This window comes from Longimicrobiaceae bacterium, from assembly GCA_035936415.1.
Classification (GTDB): domain Bacteria; phylum Gemmatimonadota; class Gemmatimonadetes; order Longimicrobiales; family Longimicrobiaceae; genus JAFAYN01.
The window spans coordinates 1-23972 of record DASYWD010000053.1; the positions used below are offsets into that span (position 1 = coordinate 1).

Sequence of the window (23972 nt, forward strand, 5' to 3'; positions counted from 1 at the left end):
GTTGGCGGGGTAACGGCCCACCAAGGCAACGACGCGTAGCCGGTCTGAGAGGACGACCGGCCACATTGGGACTGAGATACGGCCCAGACTCCTACGGGAGGCAGCAGTGGGGAATCTTGCGCAATGGACGAAAGTCTGACGCAGCGACGCCGCGTGCGGGAGGAAGCCCTTCGGGGTGTAAACCGCTGTCACCGGGGAAGAATGCCCAGGGGAGGAAATGCCTTCTGGAGTGACGGTACCCGGGGAGGAAGCACCGGCTAACTCTGTGCCAGCAGCCGCGGTAATACAGAGGGTGCGAGCGTTGTTCGGAATTACTGGGCGTAAAGCGCGCGCAGGCGGCCTTTTAAGTCTCACCGTTCAAGCCCGGAGCTCAACTCCGGTCCGCGGGGGATACTGGACGGCTGGGGACATGTAGGGGCGAGCGGAATTCCGGGTGTAGCGGTGGAATGCGTAGAGATCCGGAAGAACACCGGGGGCGAAGGCGGCTCGCTGGGCATGGTCCGACGCTGAGGCGCGAAAGCGTGGGGAGCGAACAGGATTAGATACCCTGGTAGTCCACGCCGTAAACGATGGGCACTGGGCGCGGGGGGGATCGGCCCTCTCCGTGCCGTAGCTAACGCGATAAGTGCCCCGCCTGGGGAGTACGGCCGCAAGGCTGAAACTCAAAGGAATTGACGGGGGCCCGCACAAGCGGTGGAGCATGTGGTTTAATTCGAAGCAACGCGAAGAACCTTACCTGGGCTTGACATGCTAGAGAAAGCTCCGTGAAAGCGGAGCCCCTCTTCGGAGCTCTAGCACAGGTGCTGCATGGCTGTCGTCAGCTCGTGTCGTGAGATGTTGGGTTAAGTCCCGCAACGAGCGCAACCCCTATCTGCTGTTGCTAACGGGTAGAGCCGAGGACTCTGCAGAGACTGCCGGTAACAAACCGGAGGAGGGTGGGGACGACGTCAAGTCATCATGGTCCTTACGCCCAGGGCCACACACGTGCTACAATGGCCGGGACAAACCGCAGCGAGCCCGCGAGGGGGAGCGAATCGGAGAAACCCGGTCCAAGTTCGGATCGCAGTCTGCAACTCGACTGCGTGAAGCCGGAATCGCTAGTAATCGTGGGTCAGCTACACCACGGTGAATACGTTCCCGGGCCTTGTACACACCGCCCGTCACGCCATGGAAGTCGGGAGCGCCCGAAGCCCGTGACCTAACCCGCAAGGGGAGGAGCGGTCGAAGGCGAGTTCGGTGACTGGGGCGAAGTCGTAACAAGGTAGCCGTAGGGGAACCTGCGGCTGGATCACCTCCTTTCAGAGTATGCCGAGTAAGCTCCTTCGGGAGCAGAAAGGTCACTCGTAAGTCGATCCCACAGACATCCAGATCTTGGTTTCAGGGCCTGTAGCTCAGGTGGTTAGAGCGCACGCCTGATAAGCGTGAGGTCGGTAGTTCGACTCTACCCAGGCCCACTGGCTAAAGCACGGTCACTCCGCGAACTGCGGGTGGCCGTGCTTTTTTTGTTTTCCGACCCTCCCGCGGGTGGAGGAGGCGATCCTCTCGCACCCGCTGGAGCACCCGGGACACGGTGTATAGGCCCACCTTAATTTGCGTTCCACACTTTCGAGGGCGACGGCTTTCCGCGATCTCGCAGTAACGCGCCGCCGCCGGGGAGCACGCTCGTTCAGTTCGGGAGCGCGAGTCCGGCGTAGAGGATCCCCCGCTCCCCGCGGGCGTAGGTGACGGTGAGCGTCCGGCCCAGGGAGGAGAAGAACACCCCCCCGCCCAGCGCGGTGTGCCACCCGCCCTCCGACCGGCCGTCGTGCCAGACGCGCCCCGCGTCCGCGAGCGCGACGACGCCCAGGTCTCCCCGCGTAACGAGCTCCAGGCGGGTGAGCACCTGTCGCAGCTCCGCCGTGCCGTGGAGCGCGGCGTCCCCCGCGAAGCGGTGCCGCGAGTACCCGCGCAGCGTCTCCGACCCGCCGACGAAGGCGGCGTACTGGAAGGGGAACCGGCCCCACAGCTTCTCGCCCCCGGCGCGCAGCGCCAGCGTGGGCCCGCCCTCCAGGGGCGAAAGGTACCCGGAGGCGACCGCCCCCACCCTGCCGAACCCGGCCGCCGTTCCCCCATCCGCCTCCGCGACCAGCGGGAACACCGCGCCCCCCAGCTCCGCGCGGAATCCCTCCCGCGCCAGCGCCGGGTCGTCCACCTGCTCCACGACGACGCCCGCCCGCGCTCCCGCGGCGGCGAAGGCGCGTGCGCCCGGGGGAGAGAGGCTCGCGGCCGGGGTGCCCTCGTCCACCTCCGGGTCGGTGTAGCGCGCCTCGCCGCCCAGGGTGAGCGCCACCGCGTCGCCGAGCGGGAGCACGAGACCGGGCTGCAGGAGGAGCTGTCGCGACCACACCACGTAGTCTTCTGGCTCCAGCCGGGCCCCGGTGCGGTTGCCGAAGCCGTAGAAGGCCGCCGCCTCCAGCCCGGTGGCGGACGCGAGAAGCCCGGCCACCGCGTCGCTTCCCGTGCGGCGGAAGCGGCCCAGGTACTCGACCCCGAAGCGGGAAGAGTGGAGCGGCGCCCAGAGCGCCCGCACGGACTGCAGGGATGCCCAGGGGTGGCGCCGGAAGCCGTAGCGCGTCCGGGTGGGTCCGCCCCCCACCACCAGCTCCGCGAACGGGCGCCAGCTCACGAACGGGGTGAAAGGCGAGAACTCCGCGCCCCAGTCGCGCAGCGGGTCGGCGCGCGGGTCCAGGCTCTTTTCGGGCCCGCGGTACTCGCGCGTGTCCACCGCCGTCCCGGGGCCGCGGGCGAACCGGTTGTCCCCCCTCGCGTCGTGGAACACGGTGCGGCCGCTCCGTCCGCGGTCCACCAGCCGGTCGTCGCCCCCGCCGCCGACGATCCGCACCAGGATGTCCGACCCATCTCCCTCCACCACCGCCTGGTCGTCCCCGCCGTGTAGGAAGAGGCGGACCTCCTCCGTCTCGCCGGGGAGAAGGAGGCGCTCCCGGTACGGCTCCCCCCGGGGCTCCGCTCCCGCCCAGATGCGCACCCGCACGGCACCGCCGGGGAGCCGTTCGACGAGGGCGTAGTCCTGCTCGTCGGTCCCCCGGATCTCGGGTGCGACGGCGAGGCGCGCGTAGAGAGTGCGCGCGGCTTCGGGGAGGGCGTCGCGGCGGGCGCGGAGGATGCGCCGGAGGTCGGCTCCAACGATCCCCTCGTACTCCGGCGGGAGCCGGTCCACCGCCTCGTCGATCACCAGGTCGGTGAGCGTGCCCCGGAGCGCGAGCGCCGCGGAGTCCCAGGCGCTCCCGGGAAGCGCCCCCAGAAGCAGGCGGTCCAGCACCTCCGCGTTGTACACCAGGCCGGAGATGGTCCCCCTGTACTGCTCCGTGAAGCGGTTGGCCTGTGGGACGAACCTGCCGGCCGGGCGGACCAGCAGCCCGTCGTAGTCCACCAGGACGTAGTCCCGGTCGCGGGGGATGGGGCGCCAGAGGTGGCGGTCGCCGCCCAGCTCGAAGCGCGCCCAGCGCCACTGGTCGGCGTGGCGGTCCCAGTCGCCCAGGAAGAGGTCCACGAGGCGGGCCGTCAGGTACTCGCGCTCGGCGAAGCGGTGCCGCGGCGTTTCCTCCAGCGCCTCCAGGAAGTCCTCCGTGCCTTCCACCTCCACCGCCCCCGGAATGCCCGGAACGCGCCCCTCCACCTCGTCGGGACGCTCCTCCAGGAGCCCCAGCTTCCCCGCGAAGAGCGCGCGGTGCTCCCCCAGTGCGGGGGCGTCCGGCATGACGTACAGGCGCGGGGACGCGTGCAGGAGCCCCGCCGCGTCCAGGATCCGGTCCGCCACCAGCGCCCCGGCCGGGTTGAGCGAGGAGACCTGGTCCTGCATGACGTCGTGGACGAGCGTGTGCTTGAGGTCCGGGCCGTAGCTGCGGCCCGGGTCCTTGTCCACCAGGCGGAAGCGGTACTCGCGTCCGCCCGGCGCCATCAGCACGAGCGAGATCGTCTGGTTGCCGCCGCCCAGCTCCGTGGGCGTGAGCCCCCCGAGGGTGTCGAGCGGGAGGACCGGTATGCGGACCGGCGTGGTCCAGAGGTCCCGGTACGAGCGGCCCAGGAGCGCCTCCTCGAGACTGCCGGCCGCGTATCGCGCCCCGGCCACCACGGTGGCGGTGTCGGCGCGGGCCCCCTGCGCCGCGAGGGACGGTCCGCCGGCCAGGACGAGCGCCAGGCCGCAGGACAGGGCTCGATCTAGTCTCATGATCGCAGTGTCTCCTCCCAGGCCGCGCACGCAGGTGGACGTTTCGTCTAGCCGGAAAAGCCCCGTGGCGGGCGTACGGGAGGGGTGCAACACGCGTTCCCGGCCCCGCCCGGCGCATGGACAGCGGAGGTCCGCGCGGGGATCTGTGACGCCGGCCTCATCTGCGCTCGCTCTCCAGGTTCAGCCGGACGACCAGCCGTCCGAGTGCGTGCGCGCACTCGGTGGAGAACGGCGGGGCGAACGGGACCAGCAGGCGCAGGTCGGAGCGGGTCAGGACCTCGCGGGCTGCACGGGTGAGCAGCACCGGCTCTGCCGGATCGAGCTTTTCGACCGCTGCCCGGTCTTCCGCGAGGGCCACGCGGATCCGCTCGCGGTACATTCCTCCCCGCAACGCCCGGATCCGCTCCCCGAAGCGTCCATCCCTGCAGACGACGGCGAGCGCCCCCTCCCGCGCCTTCTTTTCCGCCGCCGCAACGTGTTCCGGGTTCGCCCGCGTCACGACGTAGGGCTTCCCGAGCGCGGCGGCCACGGCCCGGACGGACGGCCCGTGGTACGTGGTCGTGACCAGCAGGTCCGCCTCCCGGATCTCCGGGGGGAGGCTCCGGAGGTCCAGGAGAGAGTCCGGGCGGTGCGGGGGCAGGCTCTCCAGCGGCACGGCGCGGCATTCCAGGCCGAAGTGCTGCGAGAGCTCGGTGCACAGCTCCAGCAGCGTGTCCTCGTCCGAATCCAGGCACGCGCAGCGGAGCTGCGTCTCGCCCGTGTAGCGCCGGAGCACGTCCGGAAGGCGGGGGATCTTGATGCGGTGCGACCAGGCTTCCACGAGCACAGCGGAGAGCCACTCGGCCGTCTCCCCGAGCGGCGCCGCCGCCCCACGGTGCTGCTCCGCCACGTACATCCCGGAGCGCTCGCGCTTCTCCACCCATTCCTGCTCCGCGAGCCGCGCATAGGACGACACCACGGCGTGCCGGCTGGCGCCGAACTGGTCCGCGATCTCGCGGATGCTGGGGAGGCGGTCTCCGGGGCGGAGAAGGCCGGCGTACACCGAGTGCGCGATCAGCTCCCGCAGCGATCCGACCAGCCCCTCGGCGGACGCATCGCCGGATCCGCTGGCCAGCTCCAGGAGGTCCGTACCTCCTTCCGCTGCCTCGCCCTGCCGGCGTTCCCGCGGAGGTTCCGCCTTCAGCCGCGCCCGGTCGCGCTCCGTCGGAGCGGAGAGTACGGCGATCCGGGCGAGGCGCTCGTACACGGCCTCGTCGGGGTCCTCCGGGCTTTCGGGGGCGACGGGAGCGGTCGCCGGGACGGTGAAGGAGAACTCCGAGCCTTCTCCGAGACGGCTCTTTACCCAGATCCTCCCTCCGTGCGCCTCCACGATCCCCTTCGCGATCGCGAGGCCGAATCCCAGCCCCCCGTCGTGCCTCTCCGTCCAGGAACGCTCGAAGACGTGCGGCAGGCTCTCCGCCGCGATCCCGGTCCCGGTATCCCGCACGGAGAGGCGAACCTCATCGCCGGCCGCCTCCGCGGCGAGGGTGACGCTCCCTCCCTCCGGCGTGTGCCGGACGGCGTTCCCGAGGAGGTTGGAGAGGACCTGCAGCAGCCGCTGCCGGTCTCCGCGGACCAGGGGGAGCTGGGCGGGAACACGCGCTTCCAGCCGGAGGGAGCGGACGCTCGCGAGGGGGCCGACGATGCCGAGCGCTTCGTCGACGAGAGGAGCGACCTCCTGGGGAGAGGGGCGCACCGTGAAGTGCCCCGCCTCGATCCGGGTAACGTCCAGGAGGTCGTGAACCAGGCGAACCGTCTGCTGCGCGGACGAGCCGATCGCCTCCAGCGCGCGCCGCTCTCGCTCCAGCCGCTCCTCCGGCGGGACCAGGAGCGAGAGCATCTCCAGGTGCAGCAGGATGGACTGCAGCGGATCACGAAGCTCGTGCGACACGATCCCGAGCACCTCCTCCCGCGCGCGCACCGCCCGGGTCGCCTCCTCGTGGAGCATCGCGTTCGCGATGGTGAGCGCCGCCCGGTTCGCGAGGTCGCGGGCGAGGGCGAGCTCGTCGGGACCGTGCCGCCGCGCGGAGTCGCTGTACACGAAGGTGGCCGCTCCGAGGGTGCGCCCGCGGGCGACCAGCGGAAGGCAGAGGAACGAGCGCGGCCGGAGCTTCGCGAGGAGCTCCAGGTGCTCCGGCCCCTGGCCGATCTCCGCGAGGGCCGATTCGGCGACGTCGGTTACGAGCACCGGCTCCCCCGTGCGGAACGCCTCCGACGCTCCCTCCGCCTGCTCCCAGGTGGGGGCGAACCGGAGCAGGGCGCGCACCAGCGGCTCCTTTGCGGGATCCACGTGCGCGGCGCCTACCCGGCACACCTCGCCGCTCTCCTCGATCCGGTCCACCAGGCAGTAGTCCGCCAGGACCGGGACGGAGAGCTGCGCCAGCAGCGAGAGGCGGGGGGTGCACTCCAGGGGAGCGTCCAGCAGCCGGGTGCTCGCATCCGCCAGGAAGCGCTGCCGCTCCTCCGACGCCCTGGCCCGTTCCGCCAGCTCCTTTTCCCGGGAGACGGAGAGCACGAGCCGCTCGTTCGCGGCGCGGATCTCGTCCTCGGACAGCCGCTGCCGGGTCACGTCCACCACCACCACGGCGCGCGCCGGACGCCCCTCGAACGTCGTCGGCTGTGTGGTGATCCGGGCGTAGATGAGGCTGCCGTCCCGCTTCAGGTGCCGGGCCTCCCCGCGGGAGATGACGCCCTCGGGCCGCTCGGCGGCGATCCGCCTGAGCTGCTCGACGTCCTCGCGCGGACGGATGTCCTCGAGCGTCATCTGCAGGAACTCGTCGCGGGAGTACCCGTAGTGCTCCACGGCCGCCGTGTTGACGTCCAGGAAGCGGAGCGTCTCCGGCTCGAAGATCCACATCGGCAGCGGGCTGTCCTGGAAGAGGAGCCGGAAGCGCTCCTCGTTCTTCCGGAGCGCTTCCTCGGCGTGCGCCCTGCGCGTGATCTCCCGCTGGGCTTCGCGGTAGAGGCGGGCGTTCTCGATCGCGGCGGCGGCACGCCCGGTCAGCTCCCACGCCAGGGCGACGCTGTCCGGCCCGTGCCGTCGGCCCGAATCCGTGTACGCGAGGGTGACGGCGCCCAGCACCGCGCCGCGGGAGACGATTGGGACGACCAGGAGGGAGCGGACCCCCAGCTCCCGGGCGATCCGGAGGCGCTCGGGGTCGCAGACTCCGGCCTGGAGCACCGCGGACTCGAGGTCGGGGACCAGCTCCGGCTCGCCGCTCCGGAGCACGCGCGCGAGGGCGCCGGTGGGGCTCGGGTCGGGAGGGAGGCGGCCCAGCTCGGTGGTGAGCGCCTCTCCGGCCGGGTCGCGGTGGGCCGTGGCGACGCGGCGGAGCGCACCGGACTCGTCCAGGACGTCCACGGCGCAGCAGTCGGCCACGACGGGGATCATCAGCCGCGCCATGCGCTGCAGCGTCTTCTCGAAGTCCAGGGACGAGGAGAGCACGCGGCCCGCCTCGGCGAGGAAGGCCAGTCGCCGGGTGATCTCCAGCTCCGCCTCTGCCACGCGCGCGCCGACCTCGCGCCGGATCCGCTCCTCGTCGGTGTCCGTGCTGCCGGGTGGATCCAGCCGGCGTGCCGCATCCGCGAGGGGGGCGCCCTGCGGGTACGTCGGGTTGGGCCGGACCTCCCCGTCCACCACCAGGAACGGGTGCGTGTCGACGAGGGGGCGGAGGACCTCCGCGGGGAAGCGGCGGCGGCTGTACATGCACATCGCCGTGATGTGGCCGCTGGCGAACACGAGGGAGTTCGTCATGGCCTCGTACTCGATCAGCTCCGCGAACTCGACTCCCTGGGTCAGCGCCCACGTCATGTCCACGGCGAGGCGGAGCCCCGTGTGCCCGTCCCCGAGCGCCTCCGCCACCAGCCCCCGCAGGCGGTCGCACATGCGGAGCGGATCGAACGGGCGCAGGTTGCCGAAATCCGGTGCGGTGGTCAGGACCAGCGCGCCCCGCTCCCGCTCGCGCTCCACGTCCACGCCGACGGCCCGCAGCGCTTCGGCCACCTGCTCCGTCGTGTGCTCGTCGGCGACGTAGGCGGAGCGCTCGCCGCGGCGCAGGCCCCCCGCCAGGAACTCCGCCGCGGCCGGGAGCGGCTCACCCGGGGAGTCGTAGACCAGGCAGAGGTGCTCCCCCCACGTGAGGCCGGCGATGTTCCCGAGCTGCAGGGGCCCGCGTGCGGCCGCCGACTCGTGGTGCAACTGTACGAGCGTCTGCATGGAGCAGCTCCGTCGGGTATGGTGCGTCGGGGAGCGGTCCGGTCCGGATCCGCCCTGCTTCGAAGGAAACGCGAGCTCCGGAAGGCCGGGCCCGTGACGGTGCCCGATCCACGGCTCCCACGTGGCTGGCAGGCGTGGATGCAACCTTCAGGCGAGAGCCGCACCGCCGGACGAGCGGCTCGGCCCGCGGATTGCGCCGCCTCGGTGGGGGCGGATTGAACCCGGCGGAGCGAGCGGAGTTCCCCGGGGCGCGGCCGGGCGGGCACGTGGACGAATCGGACAGCCTGGCCTCGGCCCGCGCTCTGTCCGGCTCCAGCGGGGTGAACCGTGATCCGCTGCACGCACCTTGCGCAGGACGGTCCGGAGTCGGGCGGGATGTCTGGACCGGCGCACCGACGGAGCCGCCCGGAGTCGCCTGCACCCGCTCACGTGAGTGCATGTGGAGAGGACTACTTTCACAGGAAGGGAGAAATGGCCGACATCGACGTGGAACGCAAATCGGGCTTTCCGTGGCTCTGGGTGATCCTGGGGCTGCTCCTGCTCGCGCTGATCGCCTGGTGGCTCATCCCGGACGAGGAGGAGCCTGTGGCGGTCGCTCCGCCGGTCGCGGAGCAGGGCGTCGTGCCCGCCAACCCGCCGCCCCCGGAGCCGGTGGTGCAGGGCCCGTTCAACACGATCGCCTCGGTTCTCGGCAACCCGAGCGGCGTGATCGGGCAGACTTTCGCCCCCGCCGCGCCGCTGCGCGTGGCCGAGGTCGTGTCCGACCGTGGCTTCTGGGTCGAGGACCAGGGCCAGCGGCTCTTCGTAGTGATCAACGAGGGGGCCATGCCCAATGCGCAGCCGGGCGTGGCCGACGTGCAGGGCAAGCAGGCCGAGATGCCCAACGTGAACGCCGGGGACATGATCCGCATCACCGAGGGCGTGATCCACGACCCGACCTCGCTGCAGCACCTGCAGGGCCCCATCGAGCCCGAAACACGCCGGGTCCTCAGCGGGCTTCAGGTCTTCCTGATCACGGACGGACGCAACATCCAGAAGATGTAGCCATCCGGCGCTGCGCGAACGAGGGGCTGCCGACAGGCGGCCCCTCGTCGCATGCACCGCTCCCGCGACGGAGCGGGAGCCTGCACGACACGGCGATGCCGTGGTCGCTCCCGAAACTCTGCGGGGAGGACCCATGGAGATCCGCAACTGCTCTTTGTCCCCGCGCTGGCGGGCGCGCTAGCACTCGGTGCGTGCGGAGGGGAGGAGGAGGGCGGCGTGGAGATCGCCGGAAACGGCATCAACGAAGATGGGGACGGCCTGGTCGACGAGGCGCCCTGAGGCGGAACCGGACGCGCCGAACGGCGCACCGTGTGGACGAACGCGGTGTCCACCAGCATCCGGTCCAACTCGCCGATCCTTCCGCTGGTTGGCGGCGGCCACCTCCCACCCGCGGTCGGGATCCCCGTCGGCCGCCCTGGCGGGCCGTGCTCCATGACAGATGCGCCGGGGCCGGCGATCTGTCCTACCGCGAGGCACTGCGCCTGCGACTGTCGTCGGCGATGCTCGCCCTTCCCGTGCCGGGGAAGGGTGTGGTGAGGCGGTAGCCCGGGTCGGGGCCGAGGAGGGGGACGGCAGGCAGGGCCGGCGGACGAACCGCTCCCGGCGGCCCTGCCTGCCGTCCCGGCTGCACGCCGCCCGGCCGGCGCCGGACGTCGGGTTCACCGCTGCGTCCCCGGGCGTAGGCTCGGTCACGCTCACACGGAGATGCGCCCCATGACAGCTGTTCGGAAGCGGCTCGCCCGTTCGCTCGCCCTCGCCGCGGCGATCGCATGCGGAACCCTTTCCCCGGCCGGTCCGCTCGACGGCCAGTACTTCGGGCGCAACAAGGTGCAGTACCGCACCTTCGACTTCCGCGTGATGCAGACCCCGCACTTCGACATCTACTACTACCCCGAGGAGGAGGCCGCCACGCGCGACGCGGCCCGGATGGCCGAGCGCTGGTACGAGCGGCTGTCGAGGATCCTGGACCACCGGTTCACGGAACGGCAGCCGCTGGTGCTGTACGGGAGCCATCCCGCGTTCCAGCAGACCACCACGCTGCGCAGCGGGATCGGCGAGGGGACGGGCGGGGTCACGGAGGGATTCAAGCAGCGCGTGGTGATGCCGCTTACCGGCTCCTACCAGGAAACCGACCACGTGCTGGGCCATGAACTGGTGCACGCCTTCCAGTACGACATCTCCGGGCTGGGACGCTCGCGCGGCAACATCTCCGCGTCAGCGCGGGCGTTCGGGGAAGCGCCGCTCTGGTTCACCGAAGGGATGGCCGAGTACCTCTCCACGGGCCCGGTGGACCCGCACACCGCCATGTGGCTGCGCGACGCCGTGCTGTCGGGGAACGTCCCCACGATCGAGCAGCTTTCCACGGACCCGCGGTTCTTCCCCTACCGCTGGGGGCACGCCCTCTGGGCGTACGTGGGCGGACGCTTCGGCGACGCCACGGTGGGGCAGATCCTGCAGGCGGTGGGGCAGGGGATCCGGTTTGACCAGGCCTTCGAGCGGGTCCTGGGGGTCCCCCTGGACCGCCTCTCCGACGACTGGCACGTGGCGATCCGCCGCGCCTACCTCCCCCTCCTCGCGGAGCGTCCCGAGGCCCGCGAGGTGGCGCGCCCGCTGATCACCCAGCGCGGCGAGGGGGGGAGGCTGAACCTGGGCCCCTCGGTCTCCCCGGACGGGCGGTACGTCGCCTTCCTCTCGGAGCTGGACTTCTTCGACGTGGAGCTCTTCCTGGCGGACGCGGAGACGGGGGAGGTGATCCGCCGGCTCCAGAAGGGGACCGCCTTCGACCCGCACTTCCAGAGCCTCCGCTACATCAACTCCGCGGGCGGGTGGGCCCCGGACAGCCGCCGCTTCGTCTTCAGCGCCCTGAAGGGCGGGCAGGACGTGCTGGTGATCCTGGACGCCGTCCGGGGCGACGTGCTCCGCGAGGCGCGGGTGCCGGGCGTGATCGAGATCGCCACTCCCGTCTGGGCCCCGGACGGCCGGACCATCGTCTTCTCCGGGATCAGCGGCGGGGTGTCGGACCTGTACGCCTACGACTACGAGACGCGCGAGACCCGCCGCCTGACGCAGGACCTGTTCGCCAACCTGCACCCGAACGTCTCGCCGGACGGGCGCACGGTGGCCTTCGTGACCGACCAGGGGCCGGGAACCGACCTCGGGACACTGCAGTACGGCGGCTACCGGCTCGCGCTGCTGGACCTGGGGACCGGGCAGACGCGCGTCCTCCCCGCTCCGGGGGAGGGGAGCAGCATCAACCCGGTCTGGAACCGGGATGGGAGCGGGCTCTACTTCGTCTCCAACCGGGACGGGATCCCCAACGTGTACCGGGTGGAGGTCGCCAGCGGCCGGCTCTTCCAGCTCACCCGGCTCTTCGGCGGGGTGAGCGGGATCACCGACATCAGCCCGGCCATCTCGGCGGCGCGCAGCGCGGACCGGCTCCTCTTCACGGCGTACGAGAAGAACGGGTACAACGTCTACGCGCTGAACGGAGCCGACCAGCTCGCCGGCACCCCGGTCGCGGCCGTGGCCGGGCGCGTGGGGGAGCCCCCGCTCCCCGCCGTCCTTCCGCCGGTGCCCCGGCCGCAGGAGGCGGCCTTCAACCGGGTCGCCACGATCCTGGCAGATCCGCGCTTCGGGCTGGCGGCGCCCGGCGCTCCGGCGGAGTGGCCGGTTCGCCCGTACCGGCCGACGCTGACGCTCGACTACCTGGGGCAGCCGCAGGTGGGGTACGCCACCGGCGGGGTCACGGGGCAGGGCGGGCTGTACGGCGGGATCTCCGCGCTCTTCAGCGACGTGCTGGGCTACCACACCCTCGCGGGGACCGTACAGGCCAGCGGGCAGGTGGACGAGCTGGGCTTCTCGGTCTTCTACCTCAACCAGGAGCGCCGCTTCAACTACGGCGCGACCGCGGAGCGCATCCCCTACATCTCCCTCAGCCAGAGGGTGTTCTTCGACGAGGGGCAGAACCTGGTGCGGAACCAGGTGCTCCGCTTCCGCACCTTCAACACCGCCCTCAAGGGGCTGACGCAGTACCCCCTGTCGCCCGCGCAGCGGGTGGAGTTCAGCGGGGGATACCGGCGCATCGCGCAGGACGTGCAGGGCATCGAGGTGGTCGGCCCGCCCGTCATCCGGAACGGCGAGATCGTGAGCTTCGATCCCGTCGAGCGGCGGGAGTTCGAGCCGGAGGGCGCGGAGGCGGCGTACAACCTCGCCGAGGCCTCGGCCGCGCTGGTCTACGACAACTCGCTCTTCGGCTACACCTCGCCCTTCGCGGGGCAGCGCTACCGGTTCGAGGTCACCCCCACGGCGGGGAGCCTGAGCTTCCTGCAGGCGCTGGCCGACTACCGGCGCTACCTCTGGCTGCGCCCGTTCGCGCTCGCCTTCCAGGGGCTGCACTTCGGGCGCTACGGCGCGGACGCGGAGGGCAGCTTCTACCCGCTCTTCCTCGGGCAGCCCTCCCTGGTGCGCGGGTACTACGGCCTGCTCGGCGACTGCCGCGCCGACCCGCAGGCGTGCGACGAGGACGTGGTGGAGCTGCTCTTCGGGAGCCGGATCGGCGTGGCGAAGGCCGAGCTGCGCCTCCCCGTGCTCGCGCAGGTCCGGCTGGGGGGCGGGATTCCCCTCCCGCCGATCGAGGGCTTCGCCTTCGCGGACGCGGGGGTCGCCTGGGCGCAGGACCTCTCGCCTGCCTTCGGCCGGGGGCCGCAGCTGGACGACGGCGACCGGGGCTTCGTGACCAGCGCCGGGGTGGGCCTGCGGATCAACCTGCTCGGCTACGCGATCGCCGAGATCGACTACGTGAAGCCGTTCGAGTGGGACCGCGGATGGCACTGGCAGTTCTCCCTCCAGCCCGGCTTCTGAGGAGGCGCGCCATGAGGACCTGCATCCTCGCCGCGGCGCTCCTGCTCGCCGCGTGCGACGAGGGGCCCGCCTCCCCGGCGCTGCAGCTCCGCGTGGCCGAGCTGTTCCGGGAGGGCACGGCGCTCGAGGTGGGCGGGGTGCTGACGCTGACCGCGGCGGAGGCCGGCTCCATCATCCTCCCCGGATTCGCGGACGGGGCGGAGTACGTCTACGTCCCCTTCAACGCCTCGGAGTCTGCGACCGCGCAGCTGGAGCTGCAGGTCCAGGGGACCAACGTGCTCCCGCCCACGGGCGCTTCGGCCTCCCGGGCCGCCGGGCCGAGCCGGGCCGCGATCCCGCTCCCGGGCGATCCGCCGGAGGACGCCCGCTGGCACCTTCGCCTGCGGCAGCGCGAGAGCCGCGAGCTGACCCCCCTCGTCCGCGCGGCCGCGGCCGCTCCGGACTTCTCCCGCGCGGCCGCGGGGGCGATCCCCGCCGCTCCGGCGCTGGGAGACGTGCTGGAGATCAACGCCAACGCGGAGCAGCCCTGCCGCCAGCCGGACCTGCGGCGCGGCCGGGTGGTCGCGCTCAGCGGGCGGGCCGTCGTGGTGGAGGACCTGGCCAACCCCTCGGGCGGGTTCTCCGAGGCGGAGTACCGCAACGTGGCCCAGGTCTTCGACACGCTGATCTACCCGGTGAGCGTTCGCAACTTCGGGGAGCCGCGCTACGCCTCGTTCATCGCTCCGCAGGAGCGGATCATCCTCTTCTACACGCGGGCGGTGAACGACCTCACCGCGCCGGGGTCGAACTCCTACGTGGGCGGGTTCTTCTTCGGGCGCGACCTGTACCCGCGCCAGCCGCAGGGCCGCTTCGAGGCGTGCCCGGCGAGCAACCAGGCGCCGATCATGTACCTCCTGGCGCCCGACCCCCGGGGCGAGGCGGGGTCGGTGCGCAGCAGGGACTTCGTGCTGCGGGTCACGCTGGGCACGGTTGCGCACGAGTTCCAGCACCTGATCAACCAGGCGCGGCGGCTCTTCGTCACTGCGGGGGCCCAGCCGTTCGAGGAGGTCTGGCTGAACGAAGGGCTCAGCCACATCGCCGAGGAGCTGATGTTCTACCACTCCACCCGGCTCGGCCCGCGCGAGAACATCGGCCCGGCGGCCCTGGTGACGCCGCACGTCCTGCAGATGTTCTTCACGTACCAGGTCTCCAACTTCGGGCGCTACATCTCGTACCTGGAGAACCCGGACACCACCGCGCTCATCGGCGTCGACGACCTCCCCACGCGCGGCGCGAGCTGGGCGTTCCTCCGCTACGCGGCCGACCAGGAGCCCGGGGAGGATGCACTCTTCTTCCGCCGGCTGGTGGACGGGGTGGGGAGCGGGGTGCCCAACCTGGCGCGGGCGCTCCCGGTCAGCCCCATCGACCTGATGCAGTCGTGGACCGTGTCGGTATTCACCGACGACGCGCTCCCGGGCGTGGTGTTCCCCCCGCTCTACCAGCAGCCGAGCTGGAACTTCCGGTCGGTCATCACCGGGTTCAAGAACGCCCAGGGGACCCCTCTGCACCCCGGCTACCCGCTCCGGGTGAGCGCGCTGACCGCGCAGGAGCAGACCTTCCGGCTCAAGCCCGGGGGAGCGGCCTTCCTCCGCTTCCGCGTGCCGGCGGGGGAGGAGGCGGTGATCCGGACCACCGCGGGCGGGACCGTCCCCGGGGAGCGCCTGCGGATCTCGGTGGTGCGGATCGACTGAGCGGCGGCCGTCCGCACCACCCCGCCGCGCTCAGAACTCCGCCCAGCTCGTCCGGCCGGCCCGCAGCCGCTCGATCAGCGTCGGGGCGCGGTCCACGGGGAGGCCGTGCTTCCGGTCCAGGTAGAACTGGGCGGCCTTTGCCGCGATCGGCGCCACGTCGCTCCCGTGCAGCCCGTGCTCCACGATGGCGACGACCACGACCTCCGGCGCCTTCCCGGGCGGGCCGGCGAAGCCGGCGAACCAGCCGTGGTCCTCGCCCTGTGAGTTCTGCGCCGTCCCGGTCTTCCCGTACAGCTTCCACCGCTCCAGCGAGGAGAGGTACGCGGTCCCGCCCTTCTCCGTCACCCTGGCGAGCCCCGCCCAGAGGGCCTCCATGTCCTCCCGGGACAGGTCCAGGTCGATGGCGCCCGGCCCCCGTCCGGCGCCCTCGCGCGCCACCAGGTGCGGCTCCGGCGCCTTCCCGTTGCCGGCGACGGCGCTGTAGAACTGCGCCACCTTGAGGACCGTCTGCGCGTTCGGACCCTGCCCGATCGCCAGGCTGAGCACCTCGGAGGGCGTGGGGTCCCAGCCGAACCGCTCCCTGTACCACCGCGACCCGGTCGGGAAGGTGGGCGTCTTCTCCCCCGGCAGGTCGATCCCCGTGGGGCGGTTGAAGCCCATCGCGGTCCCGGCCTGCGCGAGGCCGTCGAGCCCCAGCCGGATGCCGAGTTGGTAGAAGTAGACGTTGCACGAGTGCTGGATCGCCCCGAGCAGGTCCAGCGAGCCGAACCCCGGCGGCCCGTACCAGTCGCCGAAGTAGCGGCCCCCGTAGCGCATCCCGCCGTTGCACGGGATGGGCATCTCGGTGCCGGCCGTGATCAGGTCCTTCTCCAGCCCCGCCGCGGCGGTCACCAGCTTGAAGGTGGACGCGGGGGGATAGAGCGCCCCGATTGCGCGGTTCAGGAGCGGCTTCGTGCTGTCCTGCCCGAGCGCGCGCCAGAGGTCCGCCGGGATCCCGCCCACGAAGTCGTTCGGGTCGAACGAGGGGTTGCTGTACAGCGCCAGCACCTCGCCGGTCGAGGGCACCATCGCCACGACGGCGCCGCGCATGGTGTCCGGGAAGATCTCCCGGACGTACTTCTGCAGCCCCAGGTCCAGCGTGAGCTTCAGGTCCTTCCCCGGGACCGGCGCCACGGCGCCGACCGCGGAGCGGGGGGCGACCACCCGGCCCATGGCGTCCACCTCGACGAACCGGGAGCCCTCCTCGCCGGAAAGGCTCAACTCGTGCTGCTTCTCGATCCCCGCCTTGCCGATCGAGCGCCCCTGCTCGTATCCGGCGCGTCTGTACTCGGGACGCGCGAGATCCTTCTCGTCGGCCTCGGCCACGTAGCCCACCACGTGCGCCACGGCCGGTCCCGCCGGGTAGTGGCGCCTCGGCGTCTCCGTGACGATCAGGTTCGGGAACGCGGACCTGCGCTCCTCGATGGCCGCGACCTGTGCATAGGTGGCGTCGTCGCTCACGTCGAGGAGCGCGTGGGGCCTGGCCTCGCGCTTCTCCATCAGCCGCGCGACCTCCGCCCCGGACAGCCCCAGGAAGGGAGCCAGGTCGCGGAGCGTGCGCCGGACGGTCGCCTCCTCCGCGGGGAGCAGCTTCACGGAGTATGAGGTCACGCTGGTGGCGACGATCTCGCCGTTGCGGTCCGTGATCGTCCCCCGCGGGGCGGGGACCGCGATCGGCTGCAGGCGGTTCTCCTCGGAGCGGGTCGCGTACTGCTCGCCGTGCACGACCTGCGTCTGAAAGAACGCCGTCAGGAACACGGAGATCACCAGCGAGATCATGAACGCCGCTCCGAGCGTTCGCCGCCCTCGCGTATCCGGTCCGGGGAGCTTCATTGCTGCACCTCCTCTCTCGTTCGGCACTCAGAAGTATCTAAAGATAGGCCGTGCAAGGAGATGCGTGCACCGGAAGAAGATGAGGAATTGATGAAATCACGGCCCTCGCGCGGCGGCTGCGGCGCGCCCGCCGCACGGAACGGCTGACAGTGCGCCCCCGTCCCGCGATCTGTCATCCGGGCGGGGGGCCGCAACCCCCCGCGACGCGGCGGCTGGTCCCGCTGTTGCTTGGGAGTGAGCCGTAGCGGACGTGCAGGCGTTTCGACCCGAGGTGAGGAACCATGGAGACGACCATCGACACCTACAGCATCACGGCTGGAGAGAAGACCACCGCGTGGATCCTGCTCGGGGTGGCGATCGCCGCGAACGCGGCCGGCTACTTCCTCAACTGGTTCGGCCAGATCCCCTGGTACGACGACGTCGTCCACGGGTACACCATCTTCGCGCTCACGCTGGTCCTGGCCCTCTACATGTACGGCGCGTCGCTCACCGGGGCCGCCGACCACGGCTTTCTCCTGGTGCTCACGGTGGCGAGCGTCGGCCTCGCCGTCGGGGCGCTCTGGGAGGTCGCGGAGTGGGCGTACGACCAGTGGTTCGCCCGGAGCAACGCCATCCTGGGGAAGCGCGACACGATCCTGGACCTGGTATGGGACAGCATCGGGGCGCTCGTGGCGGGGGTGATCGCGGCGGCGATGGCGAAGAACTGAGCCCGCGGCCCGTCCACCGTGCGCCATCGTCGGGATCGGGAATCCTGCCGCAGGGAGCCTCCACCTCGAGGCTCCCCGCCGCTGCGCGCTTCCGGCCCGGAGGCTCCGCTCAGTCCGCCGCCACGGGCGCCGACGCGACGGTGAAGCCGATCCGGCCGCGGGGGCTCTCGCGCTTGAGCTGGTCCAGCAGCTCCTCGTACTCCTCCTCCATCTCCGGAGTCACTGAGGCGCGCGTCTCCTTCAGCGCCGCCTCGAAGAAGCGCATCGGCACCTCGTCAGTCTGCAGGTTCTCGCGCAGCGCCTGCAGCCCCGCGCGCCGGACCAGGTCCTCCAGGTCGGCGCCGGTGTAGCCGCGCGTCCGGTCGGCGAGCGCTTCCAGGTCCACGTCGGCGCCCAGCGGCACGTCCTTCGTGTGGATGCCCAGGATGCGCAGCCTCCCCTCGCGCTCCGGAACGGGGACGTACACCAGCTCGTCGAAGCGGCCGGGGCGGAGCAGCGCCGGGTCCAGCAGCGTGGGGCGGTTGGTGGCGCCGATCACCACCAGCCCCTGCAGCTCCTCCAGCCCGTCCATCTCCGCCAGGAGCGTGTTGACCACGCGCTCCGTGACCGCCGGCTCGCCCAGCCCGCCGCCGCGCTGGGGGGCCAGCGAGTCGATCTCGTCGATGAAGATCACCGTGGGCGCCACCTGCCGCGCCCGCTGGAAGAGCCGGGAGACCTGCTGCTCGGACTCGCCGTACCACTTGGAGAGCAGGTCGGAAGACTTGGCGGCGATGAAGTTGGCCTCCGCCTCGCGCGCCACGGCCTTGGCGAGCATCGTCTTCCCCGTCCCCGGGGGGCCGTAGAGGAGGAACCCCTTGGCCGGGCGGATCCCCAGGCGCCGGAACGACTCCGGGTGCAGGAGCGGGAGCTCCACCCCCTCGCGCAGCGCCCGCTTGGCCTCCTCCAGCCCCCCCACGTCGTCCCAGGTGACGTTGGGGACCTGGATCATGATCTCGCGCATGGCGGAGGGCTGCACCCGCCGCTGCGCGTTCAGGAAGTCGGCGCGGGTGACGGTCAGGTTCTCCAGGACGTCGGCCGGGATCTCCTTCTTGTCCAGGTCGATGTTGGGGAGGTTGCGGCGCAGCGCGTCGATGGCCGCCTCGCGCGCGAGGGCGGAGATGTCCGCGCCCACGTAGCCGTAGGTGATCCGCGCCAGCTCGTCCAGGTTCACGTCCTCGGCGAGCGGCATCCCGCGGGTGTGGATGGAGAGCACGTCGCGCCGGCCGGCGGTGTCGGGGACGCCGATGACGATCTCGCGGTCGAAGCGCCCCGGGCGCCGCAGCGCCTCGTCGATGGCGTTCACCCGGTTGGTGGCGCCGATCACCACCACGTTCTGCCGCGGCTCCAGCCCGTCCATGAGCGTCAGGAGCTGCGCGACGATGCGGCGCTCCACCTCGCCCGTGACCTCCTCGCGCTTGGGGGCGATGGAGTCGATCTCGTCGATGAAGACGATGGAGGGCGAATTCTGCTGCGCCTCCTGGAAGATGTCCCGCAGCCGCTGCTCGGACTCGCCGTAGTGGCGTCCCATGATCTCCGGGCCGGCGATGTGGAAGAACTGCGCGTCGGCCTCGTTGGCGACCGCCCGGGCGAGCAGCGTCTTCCCCGTCCCCGGCGGGCCGTGCAGGAGCACCCCCTTGGGCGGGTCGATCCCCAGCCGCTGGAAGAGCTCGGGGTGCTTGAGCGGGAGCTCGATCATCTCCCGCACCTGCTCGATGGTGTCCCCCAGCCCGCCGATGTCGTCGTAGGTCACGTCGGCGCGGCGGGGCTCCTCGGCCTCCACGTACTCCGGGAGCAGCTCGATCTCCGTCTCGGTGTCCACCTGCACCACGCCGCGCGGGTTGGTCGCCACCACCCGGAGGCGGATCTCCTGCAGCCCGTAGGCGCTCTGCTGCAGGAAGCTGCGGATGATGTCCTCGGGGTACTGGCTCCCGTCGGTGGCGCGGCTGGGCGCGCCGCGCTGCACGGAGGTGGAGATCACGTCCCCGGCCACCAGGGGCCGCCGGAAGAGGGTGCGGCGGAGCGCGTCGCCGGAGCCCATGAGCCGCAGGTTCTTCTGCGCGGGGGCGATGGTGACGCGCCGGGCGGGCTTCACGTCGGCGCGGCGCAGCTCCACGTGGTCGCTGATGCTGACGTCGGTGTTGACGCGCTGCAGCCCGTCCAGCCGGACGATGTCCAGCCCGTCGTCCTCCGGGTACGGCGGGAGGGCGATCACGGCGGTGGAGCGCTTCCCCATCACTTCCACGATCTCCCCCTCGCGGATCCCGAGCTCCTTCAGGATGCGGTGCCCGATCCGCGCCCCTCCCGTGCCCACGTCCTGCGTCTTCGCGCCCGCCACCTGGGCGCGCACGTTCTCCCGCTCGCTCTCTGCCATTCCGCCCGCCCCCGTTTTCGTATTGCGAATCGGCGCTCCCGGTGCGCCGCGGCTGGAGCGCCGGATGGCGCAAGATCCATGCGTGGGGTGCGCATCTTGCGGCGTCGTCGGCTCCCGCGGCGGCCGGCTGCGCCGCGTCCACCTGCGGGGGGAGGGGGTACATGGCGGGTACGGAGGAGGGACGGGGCGGCGGAGCGGGGCCGGGGGAGGAGCCGTTCCGGCCGGTGACTCTGGAGACGGCGGGCGGACCGCTCTCGCTCCGCTACTACCCGGCGGCGGGCGCACGCGCCGCCGCCGTGTACGCTGGCGGGGTGGGCGGCGGGTGGGACACGCCGTCGCAGGGGCTCTACCCGCGGCTCTCGGAAGAGCTGGCGCGGGAGGGGATCGCGGGAGTGCGGGTGCGCTTCCGCCACCCGACCGTGCTGGACGAGGCGGTGGCGGACGTGCTCGCCGCCGCCCGCTTCCTGCGCGAGGAGGAGGGGGTCGGCACGCTCGGGCTGGTGGGGCACTCCTTCGGCGGGGCGGTGGTGATCCGCGCGGCGGCGGAGGAGCCGGCGGTGGCGACGGTGGTGACGCTGGCCACCCAGGGGTACGGGACGGAGCCGGTGGCGCGCCTGGGGCCGCGCTGCTCGATCCTGCTGGTCCACGGGACGGGGGACGAGGTCCTCGCCGCCGCCAGCTCGCAGCACGTGCACGCCCTGGCGCGGGAGCCCCGCCAGCTCGTCGTGTACCCGGCGGCCGGGCACGGGCTGGACGAGGTCGCGGCCGACGTGTACGACGACGTTCGGCGGTGGCTCCGGGCGGCGCTGCGCCCGGAGGGGTGAGCGCTGCAACCTTCCGGGCCTCCGCGGGTTCCTATCTCTGTGCGGCGTGCACGTCCGCCCGCGGCGGACGCCAGGGGAACGGGACCGAGAGCAGAGGTGCGAAGGAGATGATGAAGACCGTGCGAAGGGCGTCGGGGGTGGCCGGGGCGGCGCTCGCCCTGGGCGTGGGGATCGGGGTGGGGCAGGGGCTCGTGGGCGCGGGGGGGATCCTCCCCGCGTGGGCGGACGAGGTGGTGCAGCAGGGGAGCGACGAGCAGGCCGTCATCCGGGTGGCGCGGCAGGTGTCCCCCGCGGTGGTGGGGATCGCGGCGGGCCAGGCCTCCGGCTCCGGCGTGGTTATCCGCCCGGAGGGGATCATCATCACCAACGCGCACGTGGTGGGCAGCGCGCGCCGGGTGGAGGTGAGCCTGGCGAGCGGGGAGCTGGTGATGGGGCAGGTCCTCGGCCGGGACCGCAGCATCGACATCGCGGTGGTCCGGATCCCGGCGCGGCAGAACATCGCCGTCGCCCAGGTGGGCGACTCGGACCGGCTCATCGTGGGCCAGTCCGCCATCGCCATCGGCAACCCGTACGGGCTGGAGCGCACCGTCACCTCCGGGGTGGTCTCGGCGGTGAACCGCAGCCCGCGCGGCCTGGAGCTGGGCGGGCTGATCCAGACCGACGCGGCCATCAACCCCGGCAACTCCGGCGGGCCGCTGGTGGACTCGCGCGGCAACGTGATCGGGATCAACACGGCGATCCTGGGGCAGGGCACCGGCCTGGGTTTCGCCGTGCCCATCAACATGGCGACGGACATCGTCCAGCAGCTCCTGGCGGGAGGGGTGATCCGCCGGCCCTACTTCGGGATCAGCTACGTGGACGTGGAGCCGGAGGTGGCCGCGTTCTACCGGCTCCCGGTTCAGCAGGGGGTGATCGTGGTCCGCCTGGACCCCCGCTCCCCGGCCGCACGGGCGGGGATCCGCCCGAACGACATCGTCACGCGCATCGACGACGACCAGATCCAGCGCGGCGGCGACTTCCAGCGGGTGCTCCGCTCGCGCCGCCCCGGGCAGACGGTCGCGGTCACGGTGGTCCGGCCGAACGGGAGCACTTCGCGCGTGAACGTCCGCCTGGACGAGGTGGAGGTGCAGGGGTAGGCGCATGGAGGGAGCGGATGCGCGAAGGGGCGGGCCCGGTCCACGGGCCCGCCCCTTCGCATCTGCGGTCTTTCGCGTGAGGGCCGCGCGAGGTAACTCTTCGGGTGACGATCCCAGCCTCGTTCGCCCACACCCATATGGAGCGCCCACCATGCCGAAGGCCGGGCCCCTGCTCGTTGCCCCGTTTCCGGGGCTCTACCTCCGGCGCTCCGTCACCTACTGGGTGCTGCTCCACCTGACGCTCGTCGTCCTGAAGCTGCTTTTGGCCTACTATTCCGGCGAGCCGGTGAACCCCGCCGAGCTGCTCCCCGGCGGCAATCCTCTGGTGGTGGTTCTCGTGGTGGCGCTGGGGATGCTGGAGGCGCGCCGCCGGGACGAGGACCTGTTCCTCGCCAACCTCGGCTACGGCTGGCCCACCATCGCCGGGTACATGGCCGTTCCCGCGGCGGTGCTCGAGGCGGCCTTCACGGTGGGGCGGTTCGGGTGGGGCACGGCTGCGGCGTACCTCGCCCTGCCGGGCGCGGGGGTGGAGACGGTGCTCGCGGGGTGGTGGCGATGACCCCGGACGCCGTGCTGGTGGCCGACTGCATCGGCAAGCGCTTCGGCGACCGGAAGGTGCTCTCCGCGGCCACGCTGCACGCGGAGCGCGGAGTGGTGACCGCGCTGGTGGGGCGCAACGGGTCGGGGAAGAGCACCCTCCTGCGCATCATGGCGGGGCTCCTCGCGCCCGACTACGGCGTGCTCCGGTACTGGGGCCGCCAGTACACTCGCACCCGCCTGGCCCGGCTCGCGCGCGAAGGGCTCTTCCTCCTCCCGGTGGACCGCTGCACCCTGACGCGCACCCTCACCCTCCGCCAGCACCTGGACGCCCTGCGGCGCCGGTTCGCCCTCCCGGCCTGGGACGACGTCGTGGAGGAGCTCCGGATCGCCCACCTCCTGGACCGCTCGGTGGTGGGCTACTCCGGGGGCGAGCGGCGGCGCGCCCAGCTCGCCCTGGCGATGGTCCGCGCCCCCGAGTGCCTCCTGGCCGACGAGCCGTTCCTGGGGCTCACCCCGGCGGACACGGAGGCGCTGGTGCCCGCCTTCCGCGCGCTCGCACGGCGGGGGACCGCCGTCGTGCTCACCGGGCACGAGGTCCGGTACGTCCTCGCTGTTGCGGACCGTGTCACCTGGATCACGGCGGGGACCACCCGGCTGCTCGGAACGCCGGAGGCGGCGGAGCGCGACTGGGCGTTCCGCCGCGAGTACCTGGGGATCGGGGCGAGACAGGTGGTGGAGCGCGGCGTGTGAGCTGGGTCGAGGCGCGCACAGGTTCAGCTCGTGTCTGTCGCGCGAGGATACCCTAGCCGCTACATTCGAACACAGCAACGTGCTTCGTGGACCCGACTCGGAGGAGGCTCGCGCATGGTCTCGGTAAAGGACGAGGTCTCATCGCTCTTGCGACGGCTGCCGGAGGATTGCTCGCTGGAGGACATCCAATACCACCTCTATGTTCTGGAGAAGGTTCGGCGTGGCCTGGCACGCGCCGACGCCGAGGGGGCAATCGAGCAGGAGGAGGCCGAGGCCCGTCTGGGCAAGTGGCTCACCGAGTAGTCTGGTCCCCGGCCGCGCTGGAGGACGTCGAGGCGATCGCAGAGTACATCGCCCGCGATTCGGCGCAGTATGCGGCGGCTGTCGTTCGCAAGTTCCGCGATACTGCCCGCTCGCTTCGCGAGTTCCCCCGCTCGGGTCGCTCCGTGCCCGAGTTCGAGGACGAGTCCATCCGAGAAAAGCTCGTCTACAGCTACCGGCTGATCTACCGAATAGAGGCGGGCCTCGTGACCATCGCAGCCGTTGTGCATGCCAGACAGTCCTTTGAAACGGGAGTGGGTCGGCTCGGACGCGCGTAGGCCCGCCTGACGAATG

At 71.8% G+C, this 23972-nt stretch carries 14 protein-coding genes, 1 tRNA gene and 1 rRNA gene; 12 read left to right on the top strand and 4 right to left on the bottom strand.

The window, feature by feature from the left end; translation table 11 throughout:
* Window positions 1-1299, top strand: a 16S ribosomal RNA gene (locus VGR37_02275); the annotation flags it as partial.
* A gap of 81 nt (window positions 1300-1380) precedes the next feature.
* Window positions 1381-1454 (top strand) — tRNA-Ile (locus VGR37_02280).
* A gap of 212 nt (window positions 1455-1666) precedes the next feature.
* On the opposite strand, the gene VGR37_02285 is transcribed toward VGR37_02280, so the two are convergent.
* Together VGR37_02285 and VGR37_02290 are read right to left on the bottom strand one after the other, a co-directional pair.
* Window positions 1667-4228: a BamA/TamA family outer membrane protein gene (locus tag VGR37_02285; protein ID HEV2146224.1), complete on the bottom strand. Its 2562-nt coding sequence runs from the start codon at window positions 4226-4228 to the stop codon at window positions 1667-1669.
* Window positions 4229-4385: 157 nt separating this feature from the next.
* Window positions 4386-8483: an MEDS domain-containing protein gene (locus VGR37_02290; protein ID HEV2146225.1), complete on the bottom strand. Its 4098-nt coding sequence runs from the start codon at window positions 8481-8483 to the stop codon at window positions 4386-4388.
* A 471-nt stretch (window positions 8484-8954) separates the two neighbouring features.
* On the opposite strand from VGR37_02290, the gene VGR37_02295 reads away from it, so the two are divergent.
* The 3 genes from VGR37_02295 (at window position 8955) to VGR37_02305 (ending at window position 15118) form a co-directional block, all read left to right on the top strand.
* On the top strand, window positions 8955-9527 hold the full coding sequence (locus VGR37_02295; protein ID HEV2146226.1) for a hypothetical protein: 573 nt from the start codon (window positions 8955-8957) through the stop codon (window positions 9525-9527).
* Window positions 9528-10241: 714 nt separating this feature from the next.
* Window positions 10242-13388 (top strand): hypothetical protein, encoded by a 3147-nt coding sequence (locus VGR37_02300; protein HEV2146227.1) that lies wholly within the window; start codon window positions 10242-10244, stop codon window positions 13386-13388.
* Window positions 13389-13399: 11 nt separating this feature from the next.
* Entirely contained in the window at window positions 13400-15118 is a 1719-nt protein-coding gene (locus tag VGR37_02305) for a hypothetical protein (GenBank protein HEV2146228.1), read from the top strand.
* Between the two features lie 30 nt (window positions 15119-15148).
* Here the strand turns inward: VGR37_02305 and mrdA are convergent, their stop codons facing one another.
* A complete protein-coding gene (gene mrdA, locus VGR37_02310; protein ID HEV2146229.1) occupies window positions 15149-16990 on the bottom strand; it encodes a penicillin-binding protein 2 in 1842 nt (613 codons plus the stop codon).
* Between the two features lie 281 nt (window positions 16991-17271).
* On the opposite strand from mrdA, the gene VGR37_02315 reads away from it, so the two are divergent.
* Window positions 17272-17697 (top strand): hypothetical protein, encoded by a 426-nt coding sequence (locus VGR37_02315; protein HEV2146230.1) that lies wholly within the window; start codon window positions 17272-17274, stop codon window positions 17695-17697.
* Between the two features lie 109 nt (window positions 17698-17806).
* Here the strand turns inward: VGR37_02315 and VGR37_02320 are convergent, their stop codons facing one another.
* Window positions 17807-20107: a CDC48 family AAA ATPase gene (locus tag VGR37_02320; protein HEV2146231.1), complete on the bottom strand. Its 2301-nt coding sequence runs from the start codon at window positions 20105-20107 to the stop codon at window positions 17807-17809.
* A gap of 161 nt (window positions 20108-20268) precedes the next feature.
* Here VGR37_02320 and VGR37_02325 point away from each other — a divergent pair, with 161 nt between their 5' ends.
* The 6 genes from VGR37_02325 (at window position 20269) to VGR37_02350 (ending at window position 23956) form a co-directional block, all read left to right on the top strand.
* Window positions 20269-20931 (top strand): dienelactone hydrolase family protein, encoded by a 663-nt coding sequence (locus VGR37_02325; GenBank protein HEV2146232.1) that lies wholly within the window; start codon window positions 20269-20271, stop codon window positions 20929-20931.
* Window positions 20932-21041: 110 nt separating this feature from the next.
* Complete coding sequence (locus VGR37_02330; protein HEV2146233.1) at window positions 21042-22067, top strand: trypsin-like peptidase domain-containing protein; 1026 nt, start codon at window positions 21042-21044, stop codon at window positions 22065-22067.
* Between the two features lie 151 nt (window positions 22068-22218).
* Window positions 22219-22626: a hypothetical protein gene (locus VGR37_02335; protein ID HEV2146234.1), complete on the top strand. Its 408-nt coding sequence runs from the start codon at window positions 22219-22221 to the stop codon at window positions 22624-22626.
* Entirely contained in the window at window positions 22623-23357 is a 735-nt protein-coding gene (locus tag VGR37_02340; GenBank protein ID HEV2146235.1) for an ABC transporter ATP-binding protein, read from the top strand. Before VGR37_02335 ends, VGR37_02340 begins: the two co-directional genes overlap by 4 nt.
* Before the next feature lie 114 nt (window positions 23358-23471).
* On the top strand, window positions 23472-23660 hold the full coding sequence (locus tag VGR37_02345) for a hypothetical protein (protein ID HEV2146236.1): 189 nt from the start codon (window positions 23472-23474) through the stop codon (window positions 23658-23660).
* On the top strand, window positions 23645-23956 hold the full coding sequence (locus VGR37_02350; protein ID HEV2146237.1) for a type II toxin-antitoxin system RelE/ParE family toxin: 312 nt from the start codon (window positions 23645-23647) through the stop codon (window positions 23954-23956). Before VGR37_02345 ends, VGR37_02350 begins: the two co-directional genes overlap by 16 nt.
* The last annotated feature ends 16 nt before the right edge of the window (window positions 23957-23972 follow it).

What these genes read in the sequence shown, in the direction of transcription:
- VGR37_02300 (HEV2146227.1), top strand. Translation starts at nt 10,242, where the DNA reads ATGACAGCTGTTCGGAAGCGGCTCGCCCGTTCGCTCGCCCTCGCCGCG.
- VGR37_02305 (HEV2146228.1), top strand. Translation starts at nt 13,400, where the DNA reads ATGAGGACCTGCATCCTCGCCGCGGCGCTCCTGCTCGCCGCGTGCGAC.
- VGR37_02345 (HEV2146236.1), top strand. Translation starts at nt 23,472, where the DNA reads ATGGTCTCGGTAAAGGACGAGGTCTCATCGCTCTTGCGACGGCTGCCG.
- VGR37_02335 (HEV2146234.1), top strand. Translation starts at nt 22,219, where the DNA reads ATGCCGAAGGCCGGGCCCCTGCTCGTTGCCCCGTTTCCGGGGCTCTAC.
- VGR37_02295 (HEV2146226.1), top strand. Translation starts at nt 8,955, where the DNA reads ATGGCCGACATCGACGTGGAACGCAAATCGGGCTTTCCGTGGCTCTGG.
- VGR37_02325 (HEV2146232.1), top strand. Translation starts at nt 20,269, where the DNA reads ATGGCGGGTACGGAGGAGGGACGGGGCGGCGGAGCGGGGCCGGGGGAG.
- VGR37_02290 (HEV2146225.1), bottom strand. Translation starts at nt 8,483, where the DNA reads ATGCAGACGCTCGTACAGTTGCACCACGAGTCGGCGGCCGCACGCGGG.
- VGR37_02315 (HEV2146230.1), top strand. Translation starts at nt 17,272, where the DNA reads ATGGAGACGACCATCGACACCTACAGCATCACGGCTGGAGAGAAGACC.
- VGR37_02285 (HEV2146224.1), bottom strand. Translation starts at nt 4,228, where the DNA reads ATGAGACTAGATCGAGCCCTGTCCTGCGGCCTGGCGCTCGTCCTGGCC.
- VGR37_02340 (HEV2146235.1), top strand. Translation starts at nt 22,623, where the DNA reads ATGACCCCGGACGCCGTGCTGGTGGCCGACTGCATCGGCAAGCGCTTC.
- VGR37_02320 (HEV2146231.1), bottom strand. Translation starts at nt 20,107, where the DNA reads ATGGCAGAGAGCGAGCGGGAGAACGTGCGCGCCCAGGTGGCGGGCGCG.
- VGR37_02330 (HEV2146233.1), top strand. Translation starts at nt 21,042, where the DNA reads ATGAAGACCGTGCGAAGGGCGTCGGGGGTGGCCGGGGCGGCGCTCGCC.
- mrdA (HEV2146229.1), bottom strand. Translation starts at nt 16,990, where the DNA reads ATGAAGCTCCCCGGACCGGATACGCGAGGGCGGCGAACGCTCGGAGCG.